We start from the raw sequence: 21,657 nt of genomic DNA on the forward strand, positions 1-21,657 counted from the left end.
TATGTTAAACATTGGACCATTTTCATTTCATTCTAGACTTTTATTAGGAACAGGTAAATTCCCTGATTTTGACGTACAGCAAAAGGCAATTGACGTTTCTGAAGCTGAAATTTTAACGTTTGCAGTACGTCGTATGGATATCTTTGATGCAAAGCAACCTAATTTATTAGAGAAACTTGATGTGAAAAAATATACGTTATTACCAAATACAGCAGGAGCAAAAAACGCTGAAGAGGCTGTTCGTATTGCAAAATTAGCAAAAGCTTCTGGGCTTTGTGACATGATAAAGGTAGAAGTTATTGGTGATGATAGAACGTTATTACCTGATCCGGTAGAAACATTAAAGGCATCTGAAATGTTACTGGAAGAAGGATTTATCGTACTTCCGTATACATCTGATGATGTTGTATTAGCACGTAAATTACAAGAGCTTGGTGTGCATGCGATTATGCCAGGAGCATCTCCAATCGGATCAGGACTTGGTATTGTAAATCCATTAAATTTGAGCTTCATTATTGAACAAGCGACAGTACCAGTTATCGTTGATGCCGGTATTGGTAGCCCAGCTGATGCGGCATTTGCAATGGAATTAGGAGCAGATGGCGTGTTATTAAATACAGCTGTATCAGGAGCAAAAGATCCTATTAAAATGGCACAAGCAATGAAATTAAGTATTGAAGCAGGCCGTTTAGGATTTGAAGCAGGTCGCATTGCACGTAAGCGTTGTGCAACTGCAAGTAGTCCTTTAGAAGGAATGAGCGTAGTTGAATAATCGATATTCTCGCCAAGAACTATTTTCTCCAATTGGAGAAGAAGGACAGCAAAAGATAAGAGAAAAGCATGTGCTTATTATCGGTGCAGGTGCATTAGGTAGTGCAAATGCAGAGATGTTTGTAAGAGCAGGTGTTGGCAAGATAACAATTGTTGACCGTGATTATGTAGATTGGAGTAATTTACAAAGACAACAATTGTATGCAGAGAGCGACGTAAAGAATAATCTTCCAAAAGCTATAGCGGCTAAAAAACGTTTAGAAGAGATTAATAGTGATGTAACAATAGAAGCTCTCGTTCAAGATGTAACAGCTGAAGAGCTAGAAGAACTTGTTATAAATGTTGATGTAATTATTGATGCGACTGATAATTTCGAAACGCGCTTTATTGTAAATGATATATCACAAAAATATTCTATTCCATGGATTTACGGTGCATGTGTAGGTAGTTACGGTCTTTCTTACACAATCCTTCCTAGTAAAACACCATGTTTATCATGTTTATTACAGTCGATTCCGCTTGGCGGGGCAACATGTGATACAGCGGGTATTATATCACCTGCTGTATCTCTTGTCGTTTCTCATCAAGTAACAGAAGCTCTTAAACTGTTAGTAGAAGATTACGAATCACTTCGAGATGGGCTTGTATCGTTTGATATGTGGAAGAATGAGTATTCATGTATGAATGTGCAAAAACTTCGCCAGCATAATTGTCCTTCATGCGGAGAGAATGCATTATATCCGTATTTAAATAAAGAAAACACATCAAAAACAGCAGTTTTATGCGGGCGAAATACAGTTCAAATTAGACCACCTCATAAAGATGAAATGAATTTTGAACAATATAAAGAGTTGTTGGAAGGTCGTGTAAATGATTTAAATATAAATCCATATTTACTATCATTTTCTGTTGAAGACAAGAGGTTAGTAGCCTTTAAAGATGGCCGTGTGCTCGTACATGGAACGAAAGATATAAGCGAAGCAAAAACGATTTATCATCGCTATTTTGGATAGAAAAGGATGAGTGGGATGAAAGTGAATAAAGCTTTAACAATTGCAGGGTCTGATAGCGGCGGCGGTGCTGGAATTCAGGCAGATTTAAAAACATTCCAAGAGCTTGGTGTATACGGAATGACGGCTATTACGGCAATTACTGCTCAAAACACGCTTGGCGTTCAAGGGGTATATCCTGTTCCATTAGAAGGTATTACAGAACAGCTGAATTCAATTGGTACGGATGTAACACCAGATGCAGTGAAACTAGGAATGTTATTTAGTAGTGAAATAATTCAAATTGTTGCAGAACAAATTAAAAAGTTTGGCTGGAATAATATTGTGCTAGATCCCGTTATGATTGCAAAAGGCGGTGCATCATTATTACAGCAAGAAGCAGTTCATGCATTAAAAGAATATTTATTACCAGTAGCAACCGTTATAACACCGAATGTTCCAGAAGCAGAAGTGTTAACTGGGGTGGAGATTCATAATGTTGAAGATAGTAAGGAAGCTGCAAAAGTATTGCACGAATTAGGTGCTAAATATGTGCTTATGAAGGGCGGACATGCAGAATATCAAGGTAATGAAGTAATTGATTTCCTCTTTGATGGAGAAGAATTTATTGAGTTTAGAAGCGAGCGAATTCCTTCAAAGCAAACGCACGGAAGTGGGTGCACATTTGCTTCAGCGGTCACAGCAGGACTTGCGAAAGGATACTCAATTGAAGATGCTGTTCAAGAAGCAAAACGATTTATTAGTATAGCAATTGAAGAGCCATTGAATATTGGTAGTGGTCATGGACCGACGAATCATTTTGCGTATAAAGTGAATAGAACGCGTGTATAGATAAGTGAAAAGCCAGTTTTATAACTGGCTTTTTTTCTGTTTACTTTTTCAAAATACAGGAGTAATATATCAGCCAGAATACATTTTTTTGTAAACGCTGAGTCCAATTATATGGAGCGGAGGAACCAATTTGTGCAGTGTCACTAGGGGTGAATCTTTCAAGTTTGAAAGTAGGGCTACTCTCAAAGTCCGAATCCGACAGCTAACTTCGTAAGCGTCTTGAGAGAGGACGGTGCCATGATGGATACATCACTTCATCGATCTGATTAGTATAGGGGAATATCAATCTATGTTTGATTTCTTTTATACTAAGGAGGATGAGGTACATGGAACTAACACTTATTTGTGTTGGAGAAGAAAGTAAGGTAAATAGTTTAAGAGATTTAGTATCATTTCAACATGAGTTAATTATTTTTACAGCAAATGAAGAGATAGCGGCTGAAGTTAGGAATTGTGGGTTTGATTGGACTTATAGCTGCAGTAAGGAGCAGGACTTTACTAGTATTTGTGAGTGTATTAAGAAGGTGATTTTACTAGGGGATGAGCTTCCAATCGTTAGTTTTTTCACAGAACACATTCGCTTTTCTTTTCAAGCACCTATTACTGTTGTTACAAGGAATAAACGATATCCAGCGAGGCTCTATGAAACAATTGGAGCTAAGTTTGTCGTGTTTACAAATTGTGATAATATTTCTTTTTTATTTTTTGAATAGGGCGGGGGAAGAAATGATGAAGGTACTATTACTTGGAGATATAGCAAATCGTTGGGCAGTATCGGTAGAGCGAGTTCAAGAATTGGTTCAGATCGATCCCCTTTTTCCAGGGCCGTATATTATATTACCATCAAAAGATGCTTTGTATTTAGAGGTAGATATTACCGAGTATGAGCAGCTACATGCAGAATTGACACAAGTTTATATTCGCGGGAGAAATTTACGTGCATTTTTACGAGGAGAATAAAGGTTGAATAAAAAAGAGCGAATGCTGAGTGCAACAAGCTATGCACTTCATGTCATTCGCTCTTTTTATTTCATATTTAAAAGGTCATTTTTAAGAAAAGAGAAGAGAAATAAAGAAAAGAGATGAAATAATAGTAATAATCTTCAATGTAAGCGTTTAAATGAATGTAAATATTATTATTTTCAGTAATTTACTCCTTTACAAGTGAAATATAGAGGAGTATATTTACTCTCATAAATCATTCATAAAATTTCCAAAAAAACCTAAAATCGCTGAGTTCCAGAAATGGAGCGGGGGAACCAATTTTGTGCATCGTCACTTGGGGTGAATCTTTCAGTTTTGAAAGTAGGGCTACTCTTTAGGCCCGAATCCGACAGCTAACCTCGTAAGCGTTTAGAGAGGAGGTTTACTTTTTGTTGTTCATTTTTTGAACACTGAGTAGAGCTCAGTGTTCTTTTTTAATATTTAAATGGTAAATTTTAACAAAAATAAAGTGAGGGATAGCTATGTTAGATGTTGTAATGGTCGGGATTTTTATTTTATTAGTTGCATCAATGGCAAGTCTTGCAAGTTGGTCAGATAAAGTTGTGAAAGAAGGAAAGCAATCATGATGATTGTCTTATCGGTTATTGTCGCAGCAATTACAGTGTATTTAGTGTATGCATTATTAAATCCAGAGAAGTTTTAATTAGGGGGAATCATTCATTATGATTTGGGTTGCAGTCATTATTACAATGCTCTTGTTTATTTTAGTAGCAAAGCCAACGGGGGTTTATTTAGAAAAAGCTTTTCAAGGTAGCAAAACGCTAGATAAAGTATTTGGGCCTTTTGAAAAACTTATTTTTAAAATTACGGGTGTAAAAGAATACAATCAAACGTGGAAACAGTACGCATTATCATTAGTTTTACTCAACGGATTTATGATTGTTGTTGTATATTTCATTTTCAGATTACAAGGTGTGCTGCCGCTAAATCCAGCGCATATTGAAGGGATGGAGCCTACGCTCGCTTTTAATACAGCGATTAGTTTTATGGCTGATACAAATTTACAGCATTATAGCGGTGAAAATGGTTTATCCTATTTATCACAATTAATCGGGATTACATTTTTAATGTTTGCGGCACCAGCAACGACATTAGCGCTCGTTATGGCTTTTATAAGAGGACTTGCTGGAAAAGAACTTGGTAACTTTTTCGTTGATTTTACGAGAGCGTTAACGAGAGTGTTTCTTCCTATCGCATTTATTGCGGCACTAGTTTTTGTCGCACTTGGCGTACCGCAAACGTTAGATGGGGCGGTTACAGCACAAACGATTGATGGGGCAAAGCAAAGTATATTACGTGGACCTGTTGCATCATTCGTTTCCATAAAGGAACTTGGAAATAACGGCGGTGGATTTTTCGGAGCGAACTCTACGCATCCTTTTGAAAATCCAGGACAAATGAGTAATATTTTGCAAATGATGCTTATGATGTTATTACCAACAGCACTTCCATTTACGTACGGACGAATGGTAGGAAATAAAAAACAAGGTCGCATCCTTTTCGTATCACTTTTTATGGTGTTTTTACTAGGATTTATAACGATTACGACATCTGAACTAAATGGGAATCCGGCATTAAATGGAATGGGTATCGAACATGTACAAGGAAGTACAGAAGGGAAAGAAGTACGATTTGGAACAGTATTTTCTTCACTATACGCAACGGTAACGACAGCTGCTGAAACAGGCGCTGTTAATACGATGCATGATACGTTAACACCAATTGGCGGTTTAGTTCCGCTTGTAAATATGATGTTAAATACTGTGTATGGCGGCGTTGGAGCAGGTTTTGTAAACATTATTATGTATGCAATTATCGCGGTGTTTATATCTGGGTTAATGGTTGGACGGACACCAGAGTTTTTAGGTAAAAAGATTGAAGGTAAGGAAATGAAATTAATCGCGGTCACGATTTTATTTCATCCATTGCTCATTTTAGGATTTTCGGCATTAGCTCTTTCAACAAATTTAGGGACGGATGCTATTTCTCATTCCGGTTTCCACGGTTTGACGCAAGTGGTATATGAATATACATCGTCAGCTGCGAATAACGGATCTGGATTTGAAGGATTAGGAGATAATACACCGTTTTGGAATATTACGACTGGTTTAGTTATGTTTTTAGGACGTTACTTCAGTTTAATTACGATGCTAGCTGTGGCAGCTTCATTGAAAGAAAAAACGGTAGTGCCAGAAACAGTCGGAACGTTCCGTACAGATAATAGTTTATTTGGTGGCATCTTCATCGGAACAATTGTAATTGTCGGTGCATTAACATTCTTCCCAATGTTAGTACTCGGTCCAATTGCAGAATTTCTTACATTGAAGTAATGGAGGGTAAATGATGAGACCGGTAGTAGTAAAAGAAAAACAATTAAATGAGTCCCAAATACATGCTGTAGAAGATGAAGTTAGACAAGCGAAAACGATGGATCGTGATATCGTAACACATGCGATGAAGCAATCCGTTGCGAAATTGAATCCGAAGGTCATGATAAAGAATCCGATTATGTTCGTTGTGGAAATTGGATTTATCATTACGTTCATTTTATCTTTTCTTCCAAGCAGTTCTAGTAGTATACCAGGATGGTTTAATATAACAGTTTCTCTCATTCTATTATTTACAGTTTTATTTGCGAATTTTGCAGAAGCATTAGCAGAAGGTCGTGGTAAAGCGCAAGCCGATTCTTTAAAGCAGTCGAAGAAAGATGTGTTTGCAAATGTAGTAAAAGAAAATGGAGACATTGTCCAAGTTTCAGCAACTGATCTTAGAAAAGGTGATGTTGTTATCGTAAAACAAGGAGAAATGATTCCAAGTGATGGCGAAGTAATCAAAGGATTAGCATCTGTAGATGAATCTGCAATTACAGGTGAATCAGCTCCTGTTATAAAAGAAGCAGGCGGTGATTTTTGTTCCGTAACAGGTGGAACGATGGTCGTAAGTGATGAAATTACAATTGTCATTACGAGTAATCCTGGTGAATCATTTATCGATAAAATGATTTCTTTAGTAGAAGGAGCTGCTCGTCAAAAAACGCCGAATGAGATTGCTTTAAATACAGTATTAACGAGCTTAACTCTTATTTTCTTGATCGTCGTTGTGACGTTGCCGATTTTTACAAATTATTTAGGTTTTCAAATTGATACTGCTGTACTTGTAGCGTTGTTAGTATGTTTAATTCCAACGACAATTGGTGGTTTGCTATCAGCGATTGGTATTGCTGGGATGGACCGGGTAACAAAATTTAACGTGTTAGCGATGTCAGGGAAAGCAGTAGAAGCTGCTGGCGATATTAATACAATTATTTTAGATAAAACAGGTACAATTACTTTTGGGAACCGAATGGCTCATACATTATTACCTGTAGGAAATGAAACGATTGAGCAAGTTGGAAAGTGGGCCGCTATTAGTTCTGTTTTAGATGAAACACCAGAAGGTCGATCTGTTATCGAGTATGTGCAGGGAAAATCTATATCATATAATAGAGAACTTGCAGAACAAGGTGAGTTTGTTCCGTTTAAAGCAGAAACGAGAATGAGTGGTGTTGATTTACAAGACGGAACGAAAGTGAGAAAAGGTGCTGTAGGTGCCGTTATTGAATGGGTTGAGTCACAAGGCGGAACAATTCCGAAAGATGTAAATCAAAAAGCTGACTTAATTTCAAAAGAGGGCGGAACACCACTTGTAGTTGCAGTAGATAATCGTATTTATGGCTTAATTTATTTAAAGGATACAGTAAAACCGGGTATGCGTGATCGTTTTGAACAGTTGCGCCAAATGGGGATTAAAACGGTTATGTGTACAGGTGATAATCCGTTAACAGCAGCAACGATTGCAAAAGAAGCTGGAGTAGATGAATTCGTTGCCGAGTGTAAACCGGAAGATAAAATTGCTGTTATTAAAGCAGAGCAAGATAAAGGGAAACTTGTAGCGATGACAGGTGATGGTACAAATGATGCTCCAGCATTAGCACAGGCGGACGTTGGATTAGCGATGAACAGTGGTACGACAGCAGCGAAAGAAGCGGCGAACATGATTGATCTAGACTCAAATCCAACGAAAATTATTGAGGTTGTAGGAATCGGTAAGCAATTGTTAATGACGCGAGGTGCTTTAACGACGTTTAGTATTGCGAATGATATAGCGAAATATTTTGCAATCATTCCAGCAATGTTTACACTTGCGATTCCGCAAATGGAAGCATTAAACATTATGAAACTAACATCACCACTGTCAGCAATTTTATCAGCATTAATATTTAACGCTGTTATTATTCCATTACTCATTCCGTTAGCGATGAAAGGTATTGCATATAAACCGATGAGTTCTAATGCATTGCTTAGCCGAAACTTACTTATTTATGGGCTTGGCGGAGTTATCGTTCCGTTCATTGGAATTAAGGTAATTGATATGATTGTCGGCTTGTTTATATAAGGAAGAGGGGAAAAAGATGGAGAAGAAACAAAGTATACTATCACCAATTATCCGTATTACTTTTACATTTCTAGTGTTGTGTGGACTTGTATACCCACTTATTGTTACTGGTATTGCACAAGCAGTAATGAAGGATAACGCGGATGGAAGTCTAATATATAATGATAAAAATGAAGTGATTGGTTCTAAATTAATTGGTCAAAACTTCACGGATCCACGTTATTTTCAAGGGCGTGTTTCTAGTATTGAATATAAGGCTGAAGCATCTGGTTCAAATAACTATGCACCATCTAATCCAGATTTAGCAAAGCGAGTAGAGAAAAGTATTGCGGACTGGAAGGAAAAAAATCCAGCTGTTCCGGTTACAGAAATACCAATAGATTTAGTGACAAATTCAGGTTCAGGGCTTGATCCTGATATTAGTCCAAAGGCGGCCTCGGTGCAGGTGGATCGCATCTCGAAATTAACGAATATTCCGAAAGAAAAACTTAATCAATTGATTAAAGATCAAACAGAAGGTGCTGCACTTGGTTTATTTGGAGAGACCCGCGTAAACGTCTTAAAGCTAAATTTGGCATTACAGAAATTAATGAAATAGTAACAGTGCTACCTCAATCTAACGGATTGAGGTAGCGTTGTTTCGAATGAAAGGTAGTGTTTATTTTGTATGCAGATGATTATGAACCGAAGTTTCAAAGGCGAACGCCAGAGGAATATTTAGAATATATTCGTCAGCAAAATCGCGGAAAGTTAAAGCTATATGTAGGAGCAGCTCCAGGCGTAGGAAAAAGTTATAAAATGCTCTTTGATGCAAGGGAAATGAAAAAAGATGGAATTGATATTGTAATTGGTTTAATTGAAACGCATGGAAGAAAAGAGACGGAAGAAGCAATTGCTGATTTAGAAAAAGTTCCTTTGAAAGAAATACAGTATAAAGGAAAGGTATTTTATGAGCTTGATGTGGAAGGAATAAAAAAACGCGCGCCGCAAGTAGTTGTAGTGGATGAACTTGCGCATAGTAATGTTCCTGGTTCTAAACATAAGAAACGTTATATGGATGTGCAGGAATTGTTAGAGGCTGGTATATCGGTATTATCAGCTTTTAATATTCAACATTTAGAAAGTGTTCATGATATTGTAGCTCAAATTACGAATGTAAAAGTAAGAGAACGAATTCCAGATTTTATTTTACAAAAAGCAAATGAAATTCAGCTCGTTGATGCAACGCCCGAGGTATTAAGGAAGAGACTAATAGACGGAAAGATATATAAAGAAGAAAAAATTCAGCAAAGCTTACAAAACTTCTTTACACTTAATAATTTAGGAGCACTTAGGGAATTATCACTTCGAGAAGTTGCGGATGATATGGACGAGAAAATTAGCCAAACAGTAATAGAACCGATTGGCGTAAAAGAAAAAATTCTTGTTTGTGTACAATACAGTTCAACAGCGGAGAAATTAATACGACGGGGATGGCGCATGGCTGATCGGTTAAATGCTGAATTGTACGTATTAAACGTTGAGAGGGAAAATATAGATTCTATTTCAGCTGGAAAAAAGCAGACGATTGAAGAGTGGAAGGCGCTCACGAATCAATTTGATGCAAGTTTTGTATTAGAAGAAGCAAAGGGAAGAAAGCCAGCGGATGTTATTATTGAAGTCGCGAAAAGATTGCAAGTAACACAAATTTTACTTGGGCAATCAGCGAGAACGCGGTGGGAAGAAATTCGAAAAGGTTCTATTGTAAATGAAATTATGAGACAAACAAAGTATATTGATATTCATATTGTTGCGGATCAAAGAGGGTAAAATAGAGCCGACATTTTTGGGGCTCTATTTTAATTTTTGTACAGCATGAAGGCTTAGCATTTTCATTGTATATAAGATTACAAGTAAAAACATAATTGCGCCTAGGAAGAAAATCCAAAAGTAATTTTGGTTAAATAAAAGAAATCCACCTATAAGTGGCCCTGTGCCCATACCAAGATAGCGGATGAAGTTGTACATACCGATAGCTGTTGCGCGTTCTTGTACGAATTCTTCTGTTAATAAAGTGGTGTGAGTTGGCATAGAAAGTCCCATACTAAAACCGTACAAAGATGTAACGATAATGATGAATGGGATATTGATGTTATATATGAAAGAGAATAAAACGACACATATAATATTGAAGAAACTCGTAATAAATAAAGCTTGCTTTGTTGTGAGGCGTTTTTGCAAAAATTTGTAGCAAAAACTTCCTAGCATGATAGAAAGAGACATTGGTACAAACATAAGACCAATTTTATTTACAGTTAAATGAAATGAATTTGTTAAAATACTCGGTAAAAAAACGAGAAAGCAAAAGTAAATACAAAATTGAATGAAGCCAATAAGAGTAATAGAAAATCCAGTTTTATTTTTTAAGATAAGAGAGTAATTCTTTTGTGCTTTAGCTTGTTTAATTATATTTGGCTTTGTTTCTGGGAGTAGTGAAATGTTTATAATTAATAAGATAATGCCAAGTGTAGATAAAAAGAGAAATACAGATAAGTGACCATGTATACTGCCAAGATAACCGCCTATGAGAGGAGCCATTGCAGGTGCGAGGGCAAGTAACATTTGGTATAGGCTCATCGCTTCTCCGCGCTCTTTTCCTTCAAATAAATCGCCGATAATCGTTGCTGAAACTACAGGTATAGCCGCTATTCCTATAGCTTGAACAGCTCTAAAAAAGAGAAATAAATAAATGTTTGCCGAAAAAGCACATCCGATTGAACCAATTGTACTAATGACTAAACTAGGAATAAGGACAGATTTTCTTCCTTTTGTATCAATTAAAGGTCCATATACGAGCTGCATAATTGCAAGAACGAATGTGAAAAGTGAAACGGTTATATTTACAAGATAAAGAGAAGTGTGAAAAGAATTTTGAATCATCGGTAAGATAGGTGTGTAAATATTTTGCGTGAAGGAACCGAATAAGGCACTAATACAGACAACATATAAAATAAAAGTTAGTTTAGAGTTTTTCATCATGTTAACCTCCTTGTGATTTGGTTTCCTAGGAAACCAAATTTATTTTAACATGATTTTCTTACTTGTAAAGATGAAAAAATGGTTTTAAAATGGTATATAGTTAAATTGTTTCTTTGGAAACTTAGGAGGCGAACGGATTGAAGCATGCAATGAAGCAAATGGAAATACTTTCGGACATTCGTACACTTTTGCATAAAAAAGAAGAACATTTAAAACGACAAAATGAGAAGTTTCTTCGTGAGACAGGCGTAAGTAGTATGTCTTTATCTGAGTTACATGTAATCGAATGTATCGGAAAAAATGGTTTGATGAATGTAACGGCAATTACGACAGAAATGGGCATGACGAAGGGAGCAATCTCTAAAATTTGTACAAAGTTGTTTCAAAAGCAATTCGTTGAGAAGATGCAAATGTTAGATAATCAAAAAGAAATCTTCTTCAGCTTAACGGAGAGTGGGAATGAAATATATAAAGCTCATGAAAAATTGCATAAGCAAGCTGAAGAAAAGTGGTTGTTACTTTTAGATGGATATACGAAAGAAGAGCAAGACTTTATTCAAAGGTTTATAAAGGATGTCTCCGGTCATTTGGAAATATAATTGGAAGAAAAAACTCCTTTTTCTCAAGGCTTTTAAATATAATTTCTGAAAGAACTCATATATAATAGAAAAAGATACTTAACATGGTGAATAATTAAAGAGTCAATATATATAGAGGAGAGAGTAACATGCTTGAAAATACGGGGTTAGTATTAGAAGGCGGCGGTATGCGTGGTGTATACACGGGCGGGATATTAGAATACTTTATGGAACAAGATTTATATTTTCCATATGTAATCGGTGTATCAGCTGGTGCTTGTCATGCAGCGTCGTATCTTTCCAGACAAAGAAATAGAAATAAAACGGTCAATATTGAGTATGCATCACATCCGAAATATTTATCGTATAAAAATTTATGGAGAAAACGTCAGCTATTTGATATGGATTTCATTTTTCATGAAATTCCAGAAAAGCATGTGCCGTTTGATTTTGAAACATACTTTAATAGCCCAGAACGTTTCCTTGTAGGAACGACGGATTGTGAAACAGGACAGTCTGTTTATTTTGAAAAAGAAGGAACGAATGATGATGCACTAAATTTATTACAAGCGTCTAGTTCATTGCCTTTCATTGCACCAGTAGTAAATTATCGTGGTAAGCAACTGTTAGATGGCGGGATTTCTGATCCAATTCCAGTTCGTAAAGCACAGGAAGATGGATTTAAAAAATCAGTCGTAATTTTAACGAGAAATCATGGTTACGCAAAGAAAAAATCAAGATTTGGGTGGATTGCTGCGAAAGCTTATAAAAAATATCCGAACCTTGTGAACACGATGCTAAATCGTTATGAAGTGTATAATGAAACACTTCACTATATTGAAAAAGAAGAACAAGCTGGGAATTTATTTGTTATTCGTCCAGAAGTACCGCTTCAAGTAGATCGTATGGAAAAAGATACAGAAAAACTACAAAATCTATATGAGCAAGGCTATGAAGATGCAAAGAGACAGTTTGCAGATTTGCAGGCGTTTTTGCAAAAATAAATATTAGGCTGTGGAGATGGAGTTCTCTGCAGTCTTTTTATTATTGGTTTCAATACCGAATGTTGGTTATACACGTTTTTAGATTATGGTATAATATGGATAAAAGTATGTGGAGAGGTGATACATATGGAAAATGTATATAAAGGGCTTAGACATACTGGATTTATCATGATGCTTATTTTTGGGGGTGTATTTTTACTTCGCTGGTTTATTCATGATGAAATGTTATTAGATCAACTTATTGGTTTTAGTGTGGGCATAGTAATGGTTATTTCATCAGTGTTCATTCAAAAGTATAGTAAAGAATTACAGGTAGAAGAGAAGTATTAAAAGGTTATAAGCTCCTTCATATTTTGGAGGTGCCTTTATAGTTTGAATGATTGTTATAAAAGAAAAGTAGAGCATCGGATTTCGATGCTCTACTTTTTTAATGTGGTAAGAATATCAATTGATAAGCAAACAAAATTCCAAATACATATACAAGTGGGTGAACAGCACGGAATTTACCTTTTGCCACTTTCATAAGTGGGTATGAAATAAATCCAAGTGCGATACCTGTTGCGATACTTGATGTAAGTGGCATGCTTAAGATTACTAAAAATGCTGGGAATGCTTCATCAAATGCGTCCCAATCGATGTGGCGAACTGAACCCATCATAAGACTACCAACGATAATTAATGATGGAGCAGTAATAGCTGATACACCAGAAACGGCACTTACTAATGGTCCGAAGAATGCTGCTAGTGCGAATAGAACCGCTACTGTAACAGTTGTTAAACCAGTACGACCACCAGCTGCAACACCAGCAGATGATTCAATGTAAGCTGTTGATGGTGTCGTTCCGAACATAGAACCAATAGTTGCTGAGAATGAGTCAGATAGAAGAGCTCGTCCTGCTTTTGGAAGCTTTCCGTCTTTCATAAATCCACCTTGTTGTGCAACGCCAAGTAATGTACCTGTTGTATCGAATAGTGTAACAAGGAAGAATGAGAATACAACGCCGTATAATCCGTAGTTAATTACGTCAGATACAGCAGTAATTGGATTTGAAACGATAATTCCTTCTGGTAAACCAGGCATTGATGTAACACCGTTTGAGAATGATAATTGTCCCGTGAAGAAAGCGATAATACCAGTTAATAGCATTCCGATAAATAGTGCGCCATTTACATTTAAAGACATAAGGACAATTGTAATTCCAAGTCCAGCTAATGCTAGTAGTACTGGAGCAGAGTGAAGATCACCAAGTCCAACTAAGTTTGCATCATTTTTTGTAACGATACCTGTTAAACGTAAACCGATAAAGGCGATAAATAGCCCGATACCAGCAGTAGTTGCATGTTTTAAGTTTTCAGGAATTGCTTCCATTAATTTTGTACGGAAAGATGTAAATGATAGCAAAATTAAAATCATACCTGCTACGAATACAGCAGAGAATGCAATTGCGAAAGTCATGCCTTCATGCGCTTTTACAACAGAGTAAGAGAAGTAAGCATTTAATCCCATACCTGGCGCGATTGCGATTGGTAAGTTTGTAAAGATTGCCATAAATAATGTTCCGACAACAGCAGCAATAATTGTTGCTGTAAATGCTTGTTCAAATGGAACACCTGCATCTCCAAGGATAACAGGGTTTACGACAATGATATATGCCATTGTTAAGAAGGTAATAATACCTGCCATAATTTCAGTTTTAATAGAAGTTCTATGTTTTGAAAGGTTAAACATATAAACATCCTTTCTGTTTACGAATAATTTTCACAACAGTTATATATAATATTCGTTTTTTATCTATTTTGCAATAGTTTTGCATAAAAAGTTTATAACAATTCATATTTTGTGTCTTAAATTCGAATATTAATCGTAAACCGATGTGTGAATTTCAGCTTTTTATTGTGCACATGCTAAGGAAAAGGAGTTGAAAGCAGCTATGCCACAGCAAAAAAACTTTATAACAATGCCTGCGCAACATCAAAATAAGCAGCCTGGTATTGAATCATTAATGAGCCCCCTTCCGCAGTTTGAAGATGCAAACTATAAAGGAAGTGAAAAGTTAAAAGGGAAGAATGTGTTAATTACGGGAGGAGATAGCGGAATTGGACGAGCAGTTTCCATCGCTTTTGCAAAAGAGGGAGCAAATGTTGCGATTGCTTATTTAGATGAGGAAGAAGATGCAAATGAGACGAAACAACGTGTTGAAAAAGAAGGTGTAAAGTGTGTATTGTTGCCGGGGGATTTGAGTAATGAACAGCATTGTAAAGATATTGTGGAAGAGACCGCCCGGCAGTTAGGTAGTTTAAATATTTTAGTAAATAATGTCGCGCAGCAATATCCGCAGCAAGGGCTAGAGTATATTACAGCAGAACAGCTAGAAAAAACATTTCGTATTAATATTTTTTCTTATTTTCACGTTACGAAAGCAGCTCTTTCTCATTTGAAGAAAGGGGATGTCATTATAAATACGGCATCTATCGTTGCATATGAAGGAAATGAAACGTTAATTGATTATTCCGCAACGAAAGGAGCAATCGTAGCTTTTACAAGATCACTTTCTCAATCGTTAGTGCAAAAAGGGATTCGTGTAAATGGTGTTGCACCAGGCCCGATTTGGACACCGCTTATTCCATCGAGCTTTGATGAGAAGAAAGTCTCTCAGTTTGGGAGCAATGTTCCGATGCAAAGACCTGGTCAACCATATGAATTAGCGCCGGCATACGTATACTTGGCATCTGGTGATTCATCCTATGTTACTGGGCAAATGATACATGTAAATGGGGGCGTTATTGTAAATGGATAGTTTTCATTTATAAGAGCAAAGTAATGTTAATTCCACTTATTATAGGGAGCGCTAGGGGGGATATAGCTGAAAAAGTTATGTTTCATCATACTATTATTTTTCATCCTACCGGTTAGTGCTTTTGCTAATACAGATCATTTAATATTAGTAAATCTTACGACGAACCAGTTGTCTTTTTTTGAAAATGGAAATTACACAAAAACATTTCCAGTAACGACTGGAAGAGATCGTACACCTACGCCTGAAGGTAATTTTTGTATTATAACTAAATTTAAAAATAAAGAATACCATCGAAAAAAAATACCTGGGGGTGCACCGAATAACCCTCTTGGTACGAGGTGGCTTGGACTAGATAAGAATGAATATGCAATTCACGGGACGAACCGGGAATGGACGATTGGAAGTAGGGAATCAAATGGCTGTATTCGTATGCATGACAGGGATATACAATGGTTATATGACCGAGTACAATTACAAACAAAAGTAATCATTTCTCGTTTTCATACGAGCCCCGAATATGAAGCGAATAAACTTGGTTATCGCGTTGTGAGCTGGAATGGTCGAAAAATAGAAAAAGAACAAATTGGAGTACTTACGTTAGTAGACCGCGCGGATATATATTGGCAAGAACCAAATGGACAGTTAACGAAAGTGAAAACGGTATTGCCAAATGAAAGATATTCAGTGTACTCAAAACGAAAAGATGGAATATATTATATAGGAAACAATTCGTATATTATAGATGAAACAGGAGAGAAAGTTCGTTACGAGCAAATTCCTTCTTCGATTTTAAGTAATATATATAAACGGAAATACAATGTTCCGTAATGGCTACCGTATTATAGACGGTAGCTTATTTATACTTGGAGTTTAACTGCAACTATTGTATTTTGCTGAATATAATACAGTACAGATAGGGGGCGGTTATATTATGAAAAGTGAATTTGCGTTTAAAGTTTTCTTAGTAACGACCTGTTTATTTATCGTGTATTTATATGCGTTTCTCGTCTTTTCTTTTTATGTTCCATATGTTGATTTAATATTATTCTTCGGATTTATTTGGGCGTTTGTGAAAGCGAGGGAAGGAGAGAAGAGTATATATCGGCGCATTACCCTATGCGGGACGGCCGTTCTCGTTATTTTGTACTTTTTTATTATGCATGATTTTTGGAGAGGAATGTAAAAAAAGCATACGATTAATCGTATGCTTTTATATCTGTTAATGATGGAAGAGAGGCAATTGCACCGTAATTTGTACATGTGATAGCGCCTACTTTATTTGCAAAGGAGATAAATGCTGTTAAGTCTTTGAAATGATACGAAAGTGTATGTTCACTTTGGGCAATCTGATATAACATTGCTCCAACGAAAGCGTCACCAGCACCAGTTGTATCGACTTGTTGAATGGAAATAGAAGAGACAATAGTTTGACCTTCATTTGTCGCAAGAAGGGTACCGTCTTTTCCAAGTGTAATAGCTACTACTTTTGCGCCATAATTTAATAATTTGAGTGCAGCTTGTTGTAAATCACTCTCTTTAGAGAGCATAGTAGCTTCCTCTTGACTTACTTTTACGAAGTGTGCATGTTTTATAAAGGTTAGACAATCTTGAGAGAATTGTTCTGTATTTGTAATGAGTGCACTTCGATAATTTGGATCAAAAGAAATAAAATGCCCTTTATCTTTCGCATATTGTAACAACTGAAAATACGTTTCTTTTAATGGGCTTGATAGTAAAGCTGTCGCTGAACCGAAATGTATTAAATCATTCGTTTGTATTTTTGATAAATCAATGCTATTGAATTGATATTCACCATCTGCACCACGCATAAAAGTAAAATCACGTTCGCCATCTTGATCGATGGATACGAATGCAAGTGTTGTTTGTTTATCTTTTATGAGCATGGATGTATCGACTTTCGCACGCTGTAAAGTTTGTTCAAGAAACTCACCAAATGGGTCGTTTCCTACTTGCCCCATAAATGTAGCGTGTCCACCTAATTTTGTAATCGCAGCAGCAACGTTAGCGGGTGCTCCACCAGCTTTTTTTTCGAAATCTGAACCGTTTACTAAAGAAACATTAGTATTTCGGCACACAAAATCAATTAATAGTTCACCTATACAAAAGACATTTCTCATACAATCCCTCTTTTCAGCTTATATTGTGTGATGGTAAAGTTTAGTTTTGCATCTGAAAAGATTGCGATATGATGTTTCATGTCTTTTCGAGGAAAAACTCGGGACGTAAAGACTGTTGAACCATCGTATAAGAAAATTTCCACGATGCTTTTATCTACAAATATTTGTAGTTCTATCGTATCTTGAATATCGATTTTTTTACAGCGTTCAAATCCATATTCTCCGCCAAATTGATGGTAGAAGTTGCCCCTGTCTATAGAAATAGTACCTTGTTCCCGATTAAATGTAATGGGGAAACATTCCTCCTCATTGTGGAAGAGAGAAAGACCAAAACGCTTTGCATCTTCTGTTTTAAGTGTAACAATTAATTCATAGGAGTCTTCATCATCAAGCGTTGATAATACATTTAATCCAGCTGTTATATCTCCTGAAATGTCTTTTTTTGTTGTTCGTAGTTTTGTTAATTCTGAAACTGGTTTTTGTTTTAAGATGTTATCTTCTAATGTTAATTCACGTGGAAGTGTTAGGCAATGAGCCCACATATAATCATCAGAAGGATATGTGATTTCACTTGATCCTGCCCAAGCAAACAATAGGCGACGACTAGTAGAGTCTTCTAAAGTTTGAGGGGCATAAAAATCGAATCCTTTATCAGCTTCGTAATAGGAATCAACATGGAAATATAAATTTTTAATATCGAAATGGCCTATAGCATAAACGACATTGTATACATTGTGAAAGTTTTCTCCGTCTTTTTCAATTCCTTGCGGTGAAAAGAGAAGTACATCTTTCCCTGATAATTGGAAGTAATCGGGGCATTCCCACATAAATCCGAATTCTTTTAAGTTTGTTGTAATTTCGCCTTGGAAATGCCAATTGTATAGGTCTTGTGATTTGTATAGTAATAGAGTTCCTGTTTTATTTTCACGTTGGGCACCGAGTAACATATAGTACATATCATTATGTTTCCAGACTTTTGGATCACGTACATGTTTTGTATATCCGTCAGGAATTATATCAATAACAGGATTATTACTATATTTCGTCATCGTATATTGTGAATCCATTGTTGCCATACATTGTTTTGCATCACGGGAATCATCAGGCTTTTTTATATTCCCTGTATAAAGTAGATGAAGAAGGCCATCTTTTACGATAGCACTACCAGAATATGCACCGTGTGATTCATAGCTTTCAGTAGGGATGATGGCTACAGGCATACGCTCCCAGTTAATAAGGTCTTTTGACCTCACATGCCCCCAATGCTTCATTCCATGAATGGGACCAAATGGATACCACTGATAAAAAACGTGATATTCATCATTGTAGTATGATACACCGTTAGGATCATTCATTAATCCAAATGGTGGGTGGATATGATAAATTGGTTTCCATGAATCTTGGTTTGCAATTTCATATAAAGAATGTAATTCGTCTTTATTAGATTGCAGTATTGTTTTATATTTTGACATAGGTTTTCACCCCGTTATTATTTACTTTCTTTATATAAAATGAATGTGGCAACAAAAGCAGTGATAACTGCAATGGCGAAACCAATTATATAGTGAATCATGTTCATCATGCCAAGAGGTGCAACAATTGTAAGCATCGGAATACCTGTTAAACCGTATGCATTAGCCGCTACTTGCATCCAAACAACGTAAGCGCCTCCAATTGCGCCGCCAATAGCTGCTGCAATAAATGGTTTACCAAGTTTTAAATTGACACCAAAGATAGCTGGTTCTGTAATTCCTAAAAATGCTGAAGCTGCTGCTGGAATTGCAATTTCTTTCGTTTTTTTGTTTTTTGTTTTGAAATAGACAGCTAAAGTAGCACCGCCCTGTGCAACGTTCGCCATTGACCAAATAGGGAGTAAGAAATTGACACCGATATCTTTATTTGCGAGTAAGCCCGCTTCAATAGCGTGGAAGCTATGATGTAAGCCAGTAAGAACGATTGTTGAATACAATCCACCGAATATAAGTCCAGCTACTGGTCCTGCAAATTGATAAATTGTATTTAAAAGGTACGTAATGCCGTCACCGATTTTATATCCAATTGGTCCGATAATAATAAGTGATAAAAAGCCAGTTATAATAATTGTTAAGAATGGTGTAACTAATAAATCTAAAGAGTTCGGAACACGTTTTCGAAGTTCTTTTTCAATTGTACTCATAACATATACACATAATAAAATAGGTAAAACAGTACCTTGATAGCCAATCATATCAATATCCATACCAAGGAAATGTAAAACAGTGGGTTTTGCATTTGAAAGAGTCCAAGGATTTGTTAAGTTTGGGTGAGTTAATATACCACCAACAACTGCACCTAAGAAAATGTTTCCACCAAATTCTTTAGCGGCACTAACTCCAATTAAAATAGGTAAAATGATGAAAGCTGCACTTGAGAACATATCAAGTAATTGGATAAGTGAGTGATCTCCGGGAACTAATTTAAACGCTTTCAACATTCCGAGTAGACCCATAAGTAAACCGCTTGCGACGATAGCTGGAATAATTGGAACAAAAATATTAGATAGTGTCTTTGCTAGGCGGGCGATAGGATTCATTTTTTTCTTAGGTATATCGTTTGATGTTGTAGAATCTAGTTCGGCTATTCCAATTAGTTTTGAGAATTCATCATATACTTTGTTTACTATGCCAGTTCCAAAAATAATTTGATATTGCTCGGTCGTTGCAAAAGCACCTTTTACTCCATCGATGTTTTCGATTTCTGCAGCGTTTATTTTCGTATCATCCTTTAATATAAGACGAAGGCGAGTCGCGCAATGTGTGGCACGAACAATGTTTTCCTTTCCACCAATATTCTGTATTACTTGAGTTGCAATTTGTTTCATATCCATAAAAATTCCCCCTTACTATAAATTTTCTTTTGTGGAACCGGTTCCGCAAAAGGTTAAAATAAAAAACAGGGAAATGATGTTGAAAATCCTGTTTTTAAAATGTGGAACCGGTTTTAATTTTATTATAGAGCGCCTTTATATTTTGTCAACGCTTTCTTGGATTTTTAATGTATAACGAGAGTGTAATATTTTTGGTATAGTTTTGTTTTCAACAAGCTGTGAAAGAGAAGTGGCAGCAAGCTTTCCAGCATACTCATAGTCAAACGCAATTGTCGTTAAACTAGGGTGTACCATTTCTGAAATATCATATCCACCGAATCCTGTTACAGAAATATCACCTGGTACAGAAAGAGAGTGGGAGTGAATGACTTTCATTGCGCCAAGAGCGATGTTATCTGTAGCACATACGATAAGAGTTGGGCGATTATTATCTAAAATATGTTGTACTTGTTTCATGGCATCTTCTATGCGGAAAGTTGTTTCGTAATATGAAACGTTGCAAGTCGGTTCTAAATTTTCAATTGCTTTTTGAAAACCATTTTTTCGATTTATTCCAACAGAAATATCATCTTTTTCTATCCCTAAATAGGCAATATGTCGATGGCCTTGCGATAAAACGTATGCCCCTAACTCATAAGCTGCATCATAATCATCGTGAACGAGGCAATATTGATCTTTATATTCTTGCCCGACGAATAAAATAGGGATGTTTGAATTAGCCATAATTTTTTGATGTTCATTCGTTAATGTTTTTGTTAATAAAATAATGCCAGCTACCTTTTGTTTTATAAAGTTTTCAATTGCTTGTATTTCAGTTCCGGTTGTTTGATTTGCATTTGCTACAAGCATTTGATAGTTATTTTCCTGTAATGTTTTATCGATCCCGATAAGTGTTTTCATTGTAGCGAAGGAGTCTAATCGGGGGATGATGACACCAATTAAATTTGTTGTTTTTGCTTTTAAACTTTGAGCAAATGTATTGGGAGAGAAATTTGTTTCCTGAATAATACCTTCGATTTTAAGTTTTGTTTTATCACTTACATATCCGCCGTTTAAGTAACGAGAGACTGTGCTTTTTGCAACTCCAGCCAATTTGGCGATATCTGCAATTGTTTTAGCCATAGTATTTCACCTTCGTATTCATAAAAATGTTAACTTTATTATAGGGAGAATTAGAGATGACGTAAACAAGAAGAGAGAAAGA

Annotated in this window: 24 protein-coding genes and 2 riboswitches; of the genes, 18 read left to right on the plus strand and 6 right to left on the minus strand. The window is 36.1% G+C overall.

From position 1 onward, the window contains the following. The first annotated feature begins 1 nt into the window (after position 1). The 12 genes from thiG (at position 2) to kdpDN (ending at position 9,860) form a co-directional block, all read left to right on the plus strand. On the plus strand, positions 2-772 hold the full coding sequence (gene thiG / locus ACTFP3_RS00170) for a thiazole synthase (RefSeq protein WP_000931981.1): 771 nt from the start codon (positions 2-4) through the stop codon (positions 770-772). Beyond that, entirely contained in the window at positions 765-1,784 is a 1,020-nt protein-coding gene (gene thiF, locus ACTFP3_RS00175) for a thiazole biosynthesis adenylyltransferase ThiF (protein ID WP_001065417.1), read from the plus strand. Before thiG ends, thiF begins: the two co-directional genes overlap by 8 nt. A gap of 15 nt (positions 1,785-1,799) precedes the next feature. After that, positions 1,800-2,612, plus strand: coding sequence for a bifunctional hydroxymethylpyrimidine kinase/phosphomethylpyrimidine kinase (gene thiD, locus ACTFP3_RS00180; protein WP_061456805.1), 813 nt, complete (start codon positions 1,800-1,802; stop codon positions 2,610-2,612). A gap of 85 nt (positions 2,613-2,697) precedes the next feature. Then, positions 2,698-2,845, plus strand: a riboswitch (cyclic di-AMP (ydaO/yuaA leader). Positions 2,846-2,938: 93 nt separating this feature from the next. Beyond that, positions 2,939-3,325 (plus strand): hypothetical protein, encoded by a 387-nt coding sequence (locus tag ACTFP3_RS00185; RefSeq protein WP_000424090.1) that lies wholly within the window; start codon positions 2,939-2,941, stop codon positions 3,323-3,325. 13 nt (positions 3,326-3,338) lie between these two features. Beyond that, positions 3,339-3,572 (plus strand): hypothetical protein, encoded by a 234-nt coding sequence (locus ACTFP3_RS00190; RefSeq protein ID WP_001985933.1) that lies wholly within the window; start codon positions 3,339-3,341, stop codon positions 3,570-3,572. A 3-nt stretch (positions 3,573-3,575) separates the two neighbouring features. Then, complete coding sequence (locus tag ACTFP3_RS00195; protein WP_269435330.1) at positions 3,576-3,698, plus strand: hypothetical protein; 123 nt, start codon at positions 3,576-3,578, stop codon at positions 3,696-3,698. Positions 3,699-3,832: 134 nt separating this feature from the next. Further along, positions 3,833-3,978, plus strand: a riboswitch (cyclic di-AMP (ydaO/yuaA leader). Between the two features lie 100 nt (positions 3,979-4,078). Beyond that, the gene (locus ACTFP3_RS00200; RefSeq protein WP_000887894.1) at positions 4,079-4,183 is read left to right on the plus strand and encodes a SipW-dependent-type signal peptide-containing protein; all 105 of its coding nucleotides are present in this window, start codon (positions 4,079-4,081) and stop codon (positions 4,181-4,183) included. Next, positions 4,183-4,260, plus strand: a complete 78-nt coding sequence (kdpF, locus tag ACTFP3_RS00205) for a K(+)-transporting ATPase subunit F (protein WP_223153441.1) — start codon at positions 4,183-4,185, stop codon at positions 4,258-4,260. Before ACTFP3_RS00200 ends, kdpF begins: the two co-directional genes overlap by 1 nt. 19 nt (positions 4,261-4,279) lie before the next feature. Then, complete coding sequence (gene kdpA, locus ACTFP3_RS00210) at positions 4,280-5,947, plus strand: potassium-transporting ATPase subunit KdpA (protein ID WP_006914749.1); 1,668 nt, start codon at positions 4,280-4,282, stop codon at positions 5,945-5,947. Between the two features lie 13 nt (positions 5,948-5,960). Next, the gene (gene kdpB, locus ACTFP3_RS00215) at positions 5,961-8,051 is read left to right on the plus strand and encodes a potassium-transporting ATPase subunit KdpB (protein ID WP_001248002.1); all 2,091 of its coding nucleotides are present in this window, start codon (positions 5,961-5,963) and stop codon (positions 8,049-8,051) included. A gap of 16 nt (positions 8,052-8,067) precedes the next feature. Further along, on the plus strand, positions 8,068-8,649 hold the full coding sequence (kdpC, locus tag ACTFP3_RS00220; RefSeq protein ID WP_000412594.1) for a K(+)-transporting ATPase subunit C: 582 nt from the start codon (positions 8,068-8,070) through the stop codon (positions 8,647-8,649). 56 nt (positions 8,650-8,705) lie between these two features. Next, positions 8,706-9,860 carry a KdpD-like non-kinase potassium sensor gene (gene kdpDN / locus ACTFP3_RS00225; protein ID WP_074619043.1) on the plus strand — a complete coding sequence of 385 codons (1,155 nt, stop codon included), beginning with the start codon at positions 8,706-8,708 and terminating at the stop codon, positions 9,858-9,860. 24 nt (positions 9,861-9,884) lie between these two features. Here the strand turns inward: kdpDN and ACTFP3_RS00230 are convergent, their stop codons facing one another. Continuing rightward, positions 9,885-11,066 carry an MFS transporter gene (locus tag ACTFP3_RS00230; RefSeq protein WP_086385339.1) on the minus strand — a complete coding sequence of 394 codons (1,182 nt, stop codon included), beginning with the start codon at positions 11,064-11,066 and terminating at the stop codon, positions 9,885-9,887. Between the two features lie 140 nt (positions 11,067-11,206). Here ACTFP3_RS00230 and ACTFP3_RS00235 point away from each other — a divergent pair, with 140 nt between their 5' ends. From ACTFP3_RS00235 to ACTFP3_RS00245, 3 genes are all read left to right on the plus strand, one after another. After that, positions 11,207-11,668: a MarR family transcriptional regulator gene (locus tag ACTFP3_RS00235; RefSeq protein ID WP_086412674.1), complete on the plus strand. Its 462-nt coding sequence runs from the start codon at positions 11,207-11,209 to the stop codon at positions 11,666-11,668. Positions 11,669-11,796: 128 nt separating this feature from the next. Then, positions 11,797-12,651, plus strand: a complete 855-nt coding sequence (locus ACTFP3_RS00240) for a patatin-like phospholipase family protein (protein ID WP_163093089.1) — start codon at positions 11,797-11,799, stop codon at positions 12,649-12,651. 126 nt (positions 12,652-12,777) lie between these two features. Continuing rightward, entirely contained in the window at positions 12,778-12,981 is a 204-nt protein-coding gene (locus ACTFP3_RS00245; RefSeq protein ID WP_000432810.1) for a hypothetical protein, read from the plus strand. Positions 12,982-13,078: 97 nt separating this feature from the next. Here the strand turns inward: ACTFP3_RS00245 and ACTFP3_RS00250 are convergent, their stop codons facing one another. Continuing rightward, on the minus strand, positions 13,079-14,380 hold the full coding sequence (locus tag ACTFP3_RS00250; protein ID WP_440009007.1) for an NCS2 family permease: 1,302 nt from the start codon (positions 14,378-14,380) through the stop codon (positions 13,079-13,081). A 202-nt stretch (positions 14,381-14,582) separates the two neighbouring features. On the opposite strand from ACTFP3_RS00250, the gene ACTFP3_RS00255 reads away from it, so the two are divergent. The 3 genes from ACTFP3_RS00255 (at position 14,583) to ACTFP3_RS00265 (ending at position 16,632) form a co-directional block, all read left to right on the plus strand. After that, positions 14,583-15,449, plus strand: coding sequence for an SDR family oxidoreductase (locus ACTFP3_RS00255; protein WP_001136261.1), 867 nt, complete (start codon positions 14,583-14,585; stop codon positions 15,447-15,449). Positions 15,450-15,515: 66 nt separating this feature from the next. Next, the gene (locus tag ACTFP3_RS00260; RefSeq protein WP_326035740.1) at positions 15,516-16,277 is read left to right on the plus strand and encodes a L,D-transpeptidase; all 762 of its coding nucleotides are present in this window, start codon (positions 15,516-15,518) and stop codon (positions 16,275-16,277) included. A 103-nt stretch (positions 16,278-16,380) separates the two neighbouring features. Further along, complete coding sequence (locus ACTFP3_RS00265; protein WP_000834195.1) at positions 16,381-16,632, plus strand: hypothetical protein; 252 nt, start codon at positions 16,381-16,383, stop codon at positions 16,630-16,632. 13 nt (positions 16,633-16,645) lie between these two features. Here the strand turns inward: ACTFP3_RS00265 and ACTFP3_RS00270 are convergent, their stop codons facing one another. From ACTFP3_RS00270 to ACTFP3_RS00285, 4 genes are all read right to left on the minus strand, one after another. Continuing rightward, entirely contained in the window at positions 16,646-17,587 is a 942-nt protein-coding gene (locus tag ACTFP3_RS00270) for a carbohydrate kinase family protein (protein WP_074047470.1), read from the minus strand. Beyond that, positions 17,584-19,059 (minus strand): beta-fructofuranosidase, encoded by a 1,476-nt coding sequence (gene scrB / locus ACTFP3_RS00275; protein ID WP_000049750.1) that lies wholly within the window; start codon positions 19,057-19,059, stop codon positions 17,584-17,586. Before scrB ends, ACTFP3_RS00270 begins: the two co-directional genes overlap by 4 nt. Positions 19,060-19,076: 17 nt before the next feature. Further along, positions 19,077-20,453 (minus strand): sucrose-specific PTS transporter subunit IIBC, encoded by a 1,377-nt coding sequence (locus ACTFP3_RS00280; RefSeq protein ID WP_000367318.1) that lies wholly within the window; start codon positions 20,451-20,453, stop codon positions 19,077-19,079. 135 nt (positions 20,454-20,588) lie between these two features. Next, positions 20,589-21,575 (minus strand): LacI family DNA-binding transcriptional regulator, encoded by a 987-nt coding sequence (locus ACTFP3_RS00285; RefSeq protein ID WP_001140402.1) that lies wholly within the window; start codon positions 21,573-21,575, stop codon positions 20,589-20,591. Positions 21,576-21,657: the final 82 nt, after the last annotated feature.

This window comes from Bacillus cereus group sp. MYBK5-2, from assembly GCF_051915685.1.
Taxonomy (GTDB): domain Bacteria; phylum Bacillota; class Bacilli; order Bacillales; family Bacillaceae_G; genus Bacillus_A; species Bacillus_A cereus.

Excerpts from the sequence above, each read along its gene's own strand:
- thiG (WP_000931981.1), top strand. The coding sequence starts at position 2 with ATGTTAAACATTGGACCATTTTCATTTCATTCTAGACTTTTATTAGGA.
- thiD (WP_061456805.1), top strand. The coding sequence starts at position 1,800 with ATGAAAGTGAATAAAGCTTTAACAATTGCAGGGTCTGATAGCGGCGGC.
- ACTFP3_RS00185 (WP_000424090.1), top strand. The coding sequence starts at position 2,939 with ATGGAACTAACACTTATTTGTGTTGGAGAAGAAAGTAAGGTAAATAGT.
- ACTFP3_RS00190 (WP_001985933.1), top strand. The coding sequence starts at position 3,339 with ATGATGAAGGTACTATTACTTGGAGATATAGCAAATCGTTGGGCAGTA.
- ACTFP3_RS00200 (WP_000887894.1), top strand. The coding sequence starts at position 4,079 with ATGTTAGATGTTGTAATGGTCGGGATTTTTATTTTATTAGTTGCATCA.
- kdpF (WP_223153441.1), top strand. The coding sequence starts at position 4,183 with ATGATTGTCTTATCGGTTATTGTCGCAGCAATTACAGTGTATTTAGTG.
- kdpA (WP_006914749.1), top strand. The coding sequence starts at position 4,280 with ATGATTTGGGTTGCAGTCATTATTACAATGCTCTTGTTTATTTTAGTA.
- kdpB (WP_001248002.1), top strand. The coding sequence starts at position 5,961 with ATGAGACCGGTAGTAGTAAAAGAAAAACAATTAAATGAGTCCCAAATA.
- kdpC (WP_000412594.1), top strand. The coding sequence starts at position 8,068 with ATGGAGAAGAAACAAAGTATACTATCACCAATTATCCGTATTACTTTT.
- ACTFP3_RS00230 (WP_086385339.1), bottom strand. The coding sequence starts at position 11,066 with ATGAAAAACTCTAAACTAACTTTTATTTTATATGTTGTCTGTATTAGT.
- ACTFP3_RS00240 (WP_163093089.1), top strand. The coding sequence starts at position 11,797 with ATGCTTGAAAATACGGGGTTAGTATTAGAAGGCGGCGGTATGCGTGGT.
- ACTFP3_RS00245 (WP_000432810.1), top strand. The coding sequence starts at position 12,778 with ATGGAAAATGTATATAAAGGGCTTAGACATACTGGATTTATCATGATG.
- ACTFP3_RS00250 (WP_440009007.1), bottom strand. The coding sequence starts at position 14,380 with ATGTTTAACCTTTCAAAACATAGAACTTCTATTAAAACTGAAATTATG.
- ACTFP3_RS00255 (WP_001136261.1), top strand. The coding sequence starts at position 14,583 with ATGCCACAGCAAAAAAACTTTATAACAATGCCTGCGCAACATCAAAAT.
- ACTFP3_RS00265 (WP_000834195.1), top strand. The coding sequence starts at position 16,381 with ATGAAAAGTGAATTTGCGTTTAAAGTTTTCTTAGTAACGACCTGTTTA.
- ACTFP3_RS00270 (WP_074047470.1), bottom strand. The coding sequence starts at position 17,587 with ATGAGAAATGTCTTTTGTATAGGTGAACTATTAATTGATTTTGTGTGC.
- scrB (WP_000049750.1), bottom strand. The coding sequence starts at position 19,059 with ATGTCAAAATATAAAACAATACTGCAATCTAATAAAGACGAATTACAT.
- ACTFP3_RS00280 (WP_000367318.1), bottom strand. The coding sequence starts at position 20,453 with ATGGATATGAAACAAATTGCAACTCAAGTAATACAGAATATTGGTGGA.
- ACTFP3_RS00285 (WP_001140402.1), bottom strand. The coding sequence starts at position 21,575 with ATGGCTAAAACAATTGCAGATATCGCCAAATTGGCTGGAGTTGCAAAA.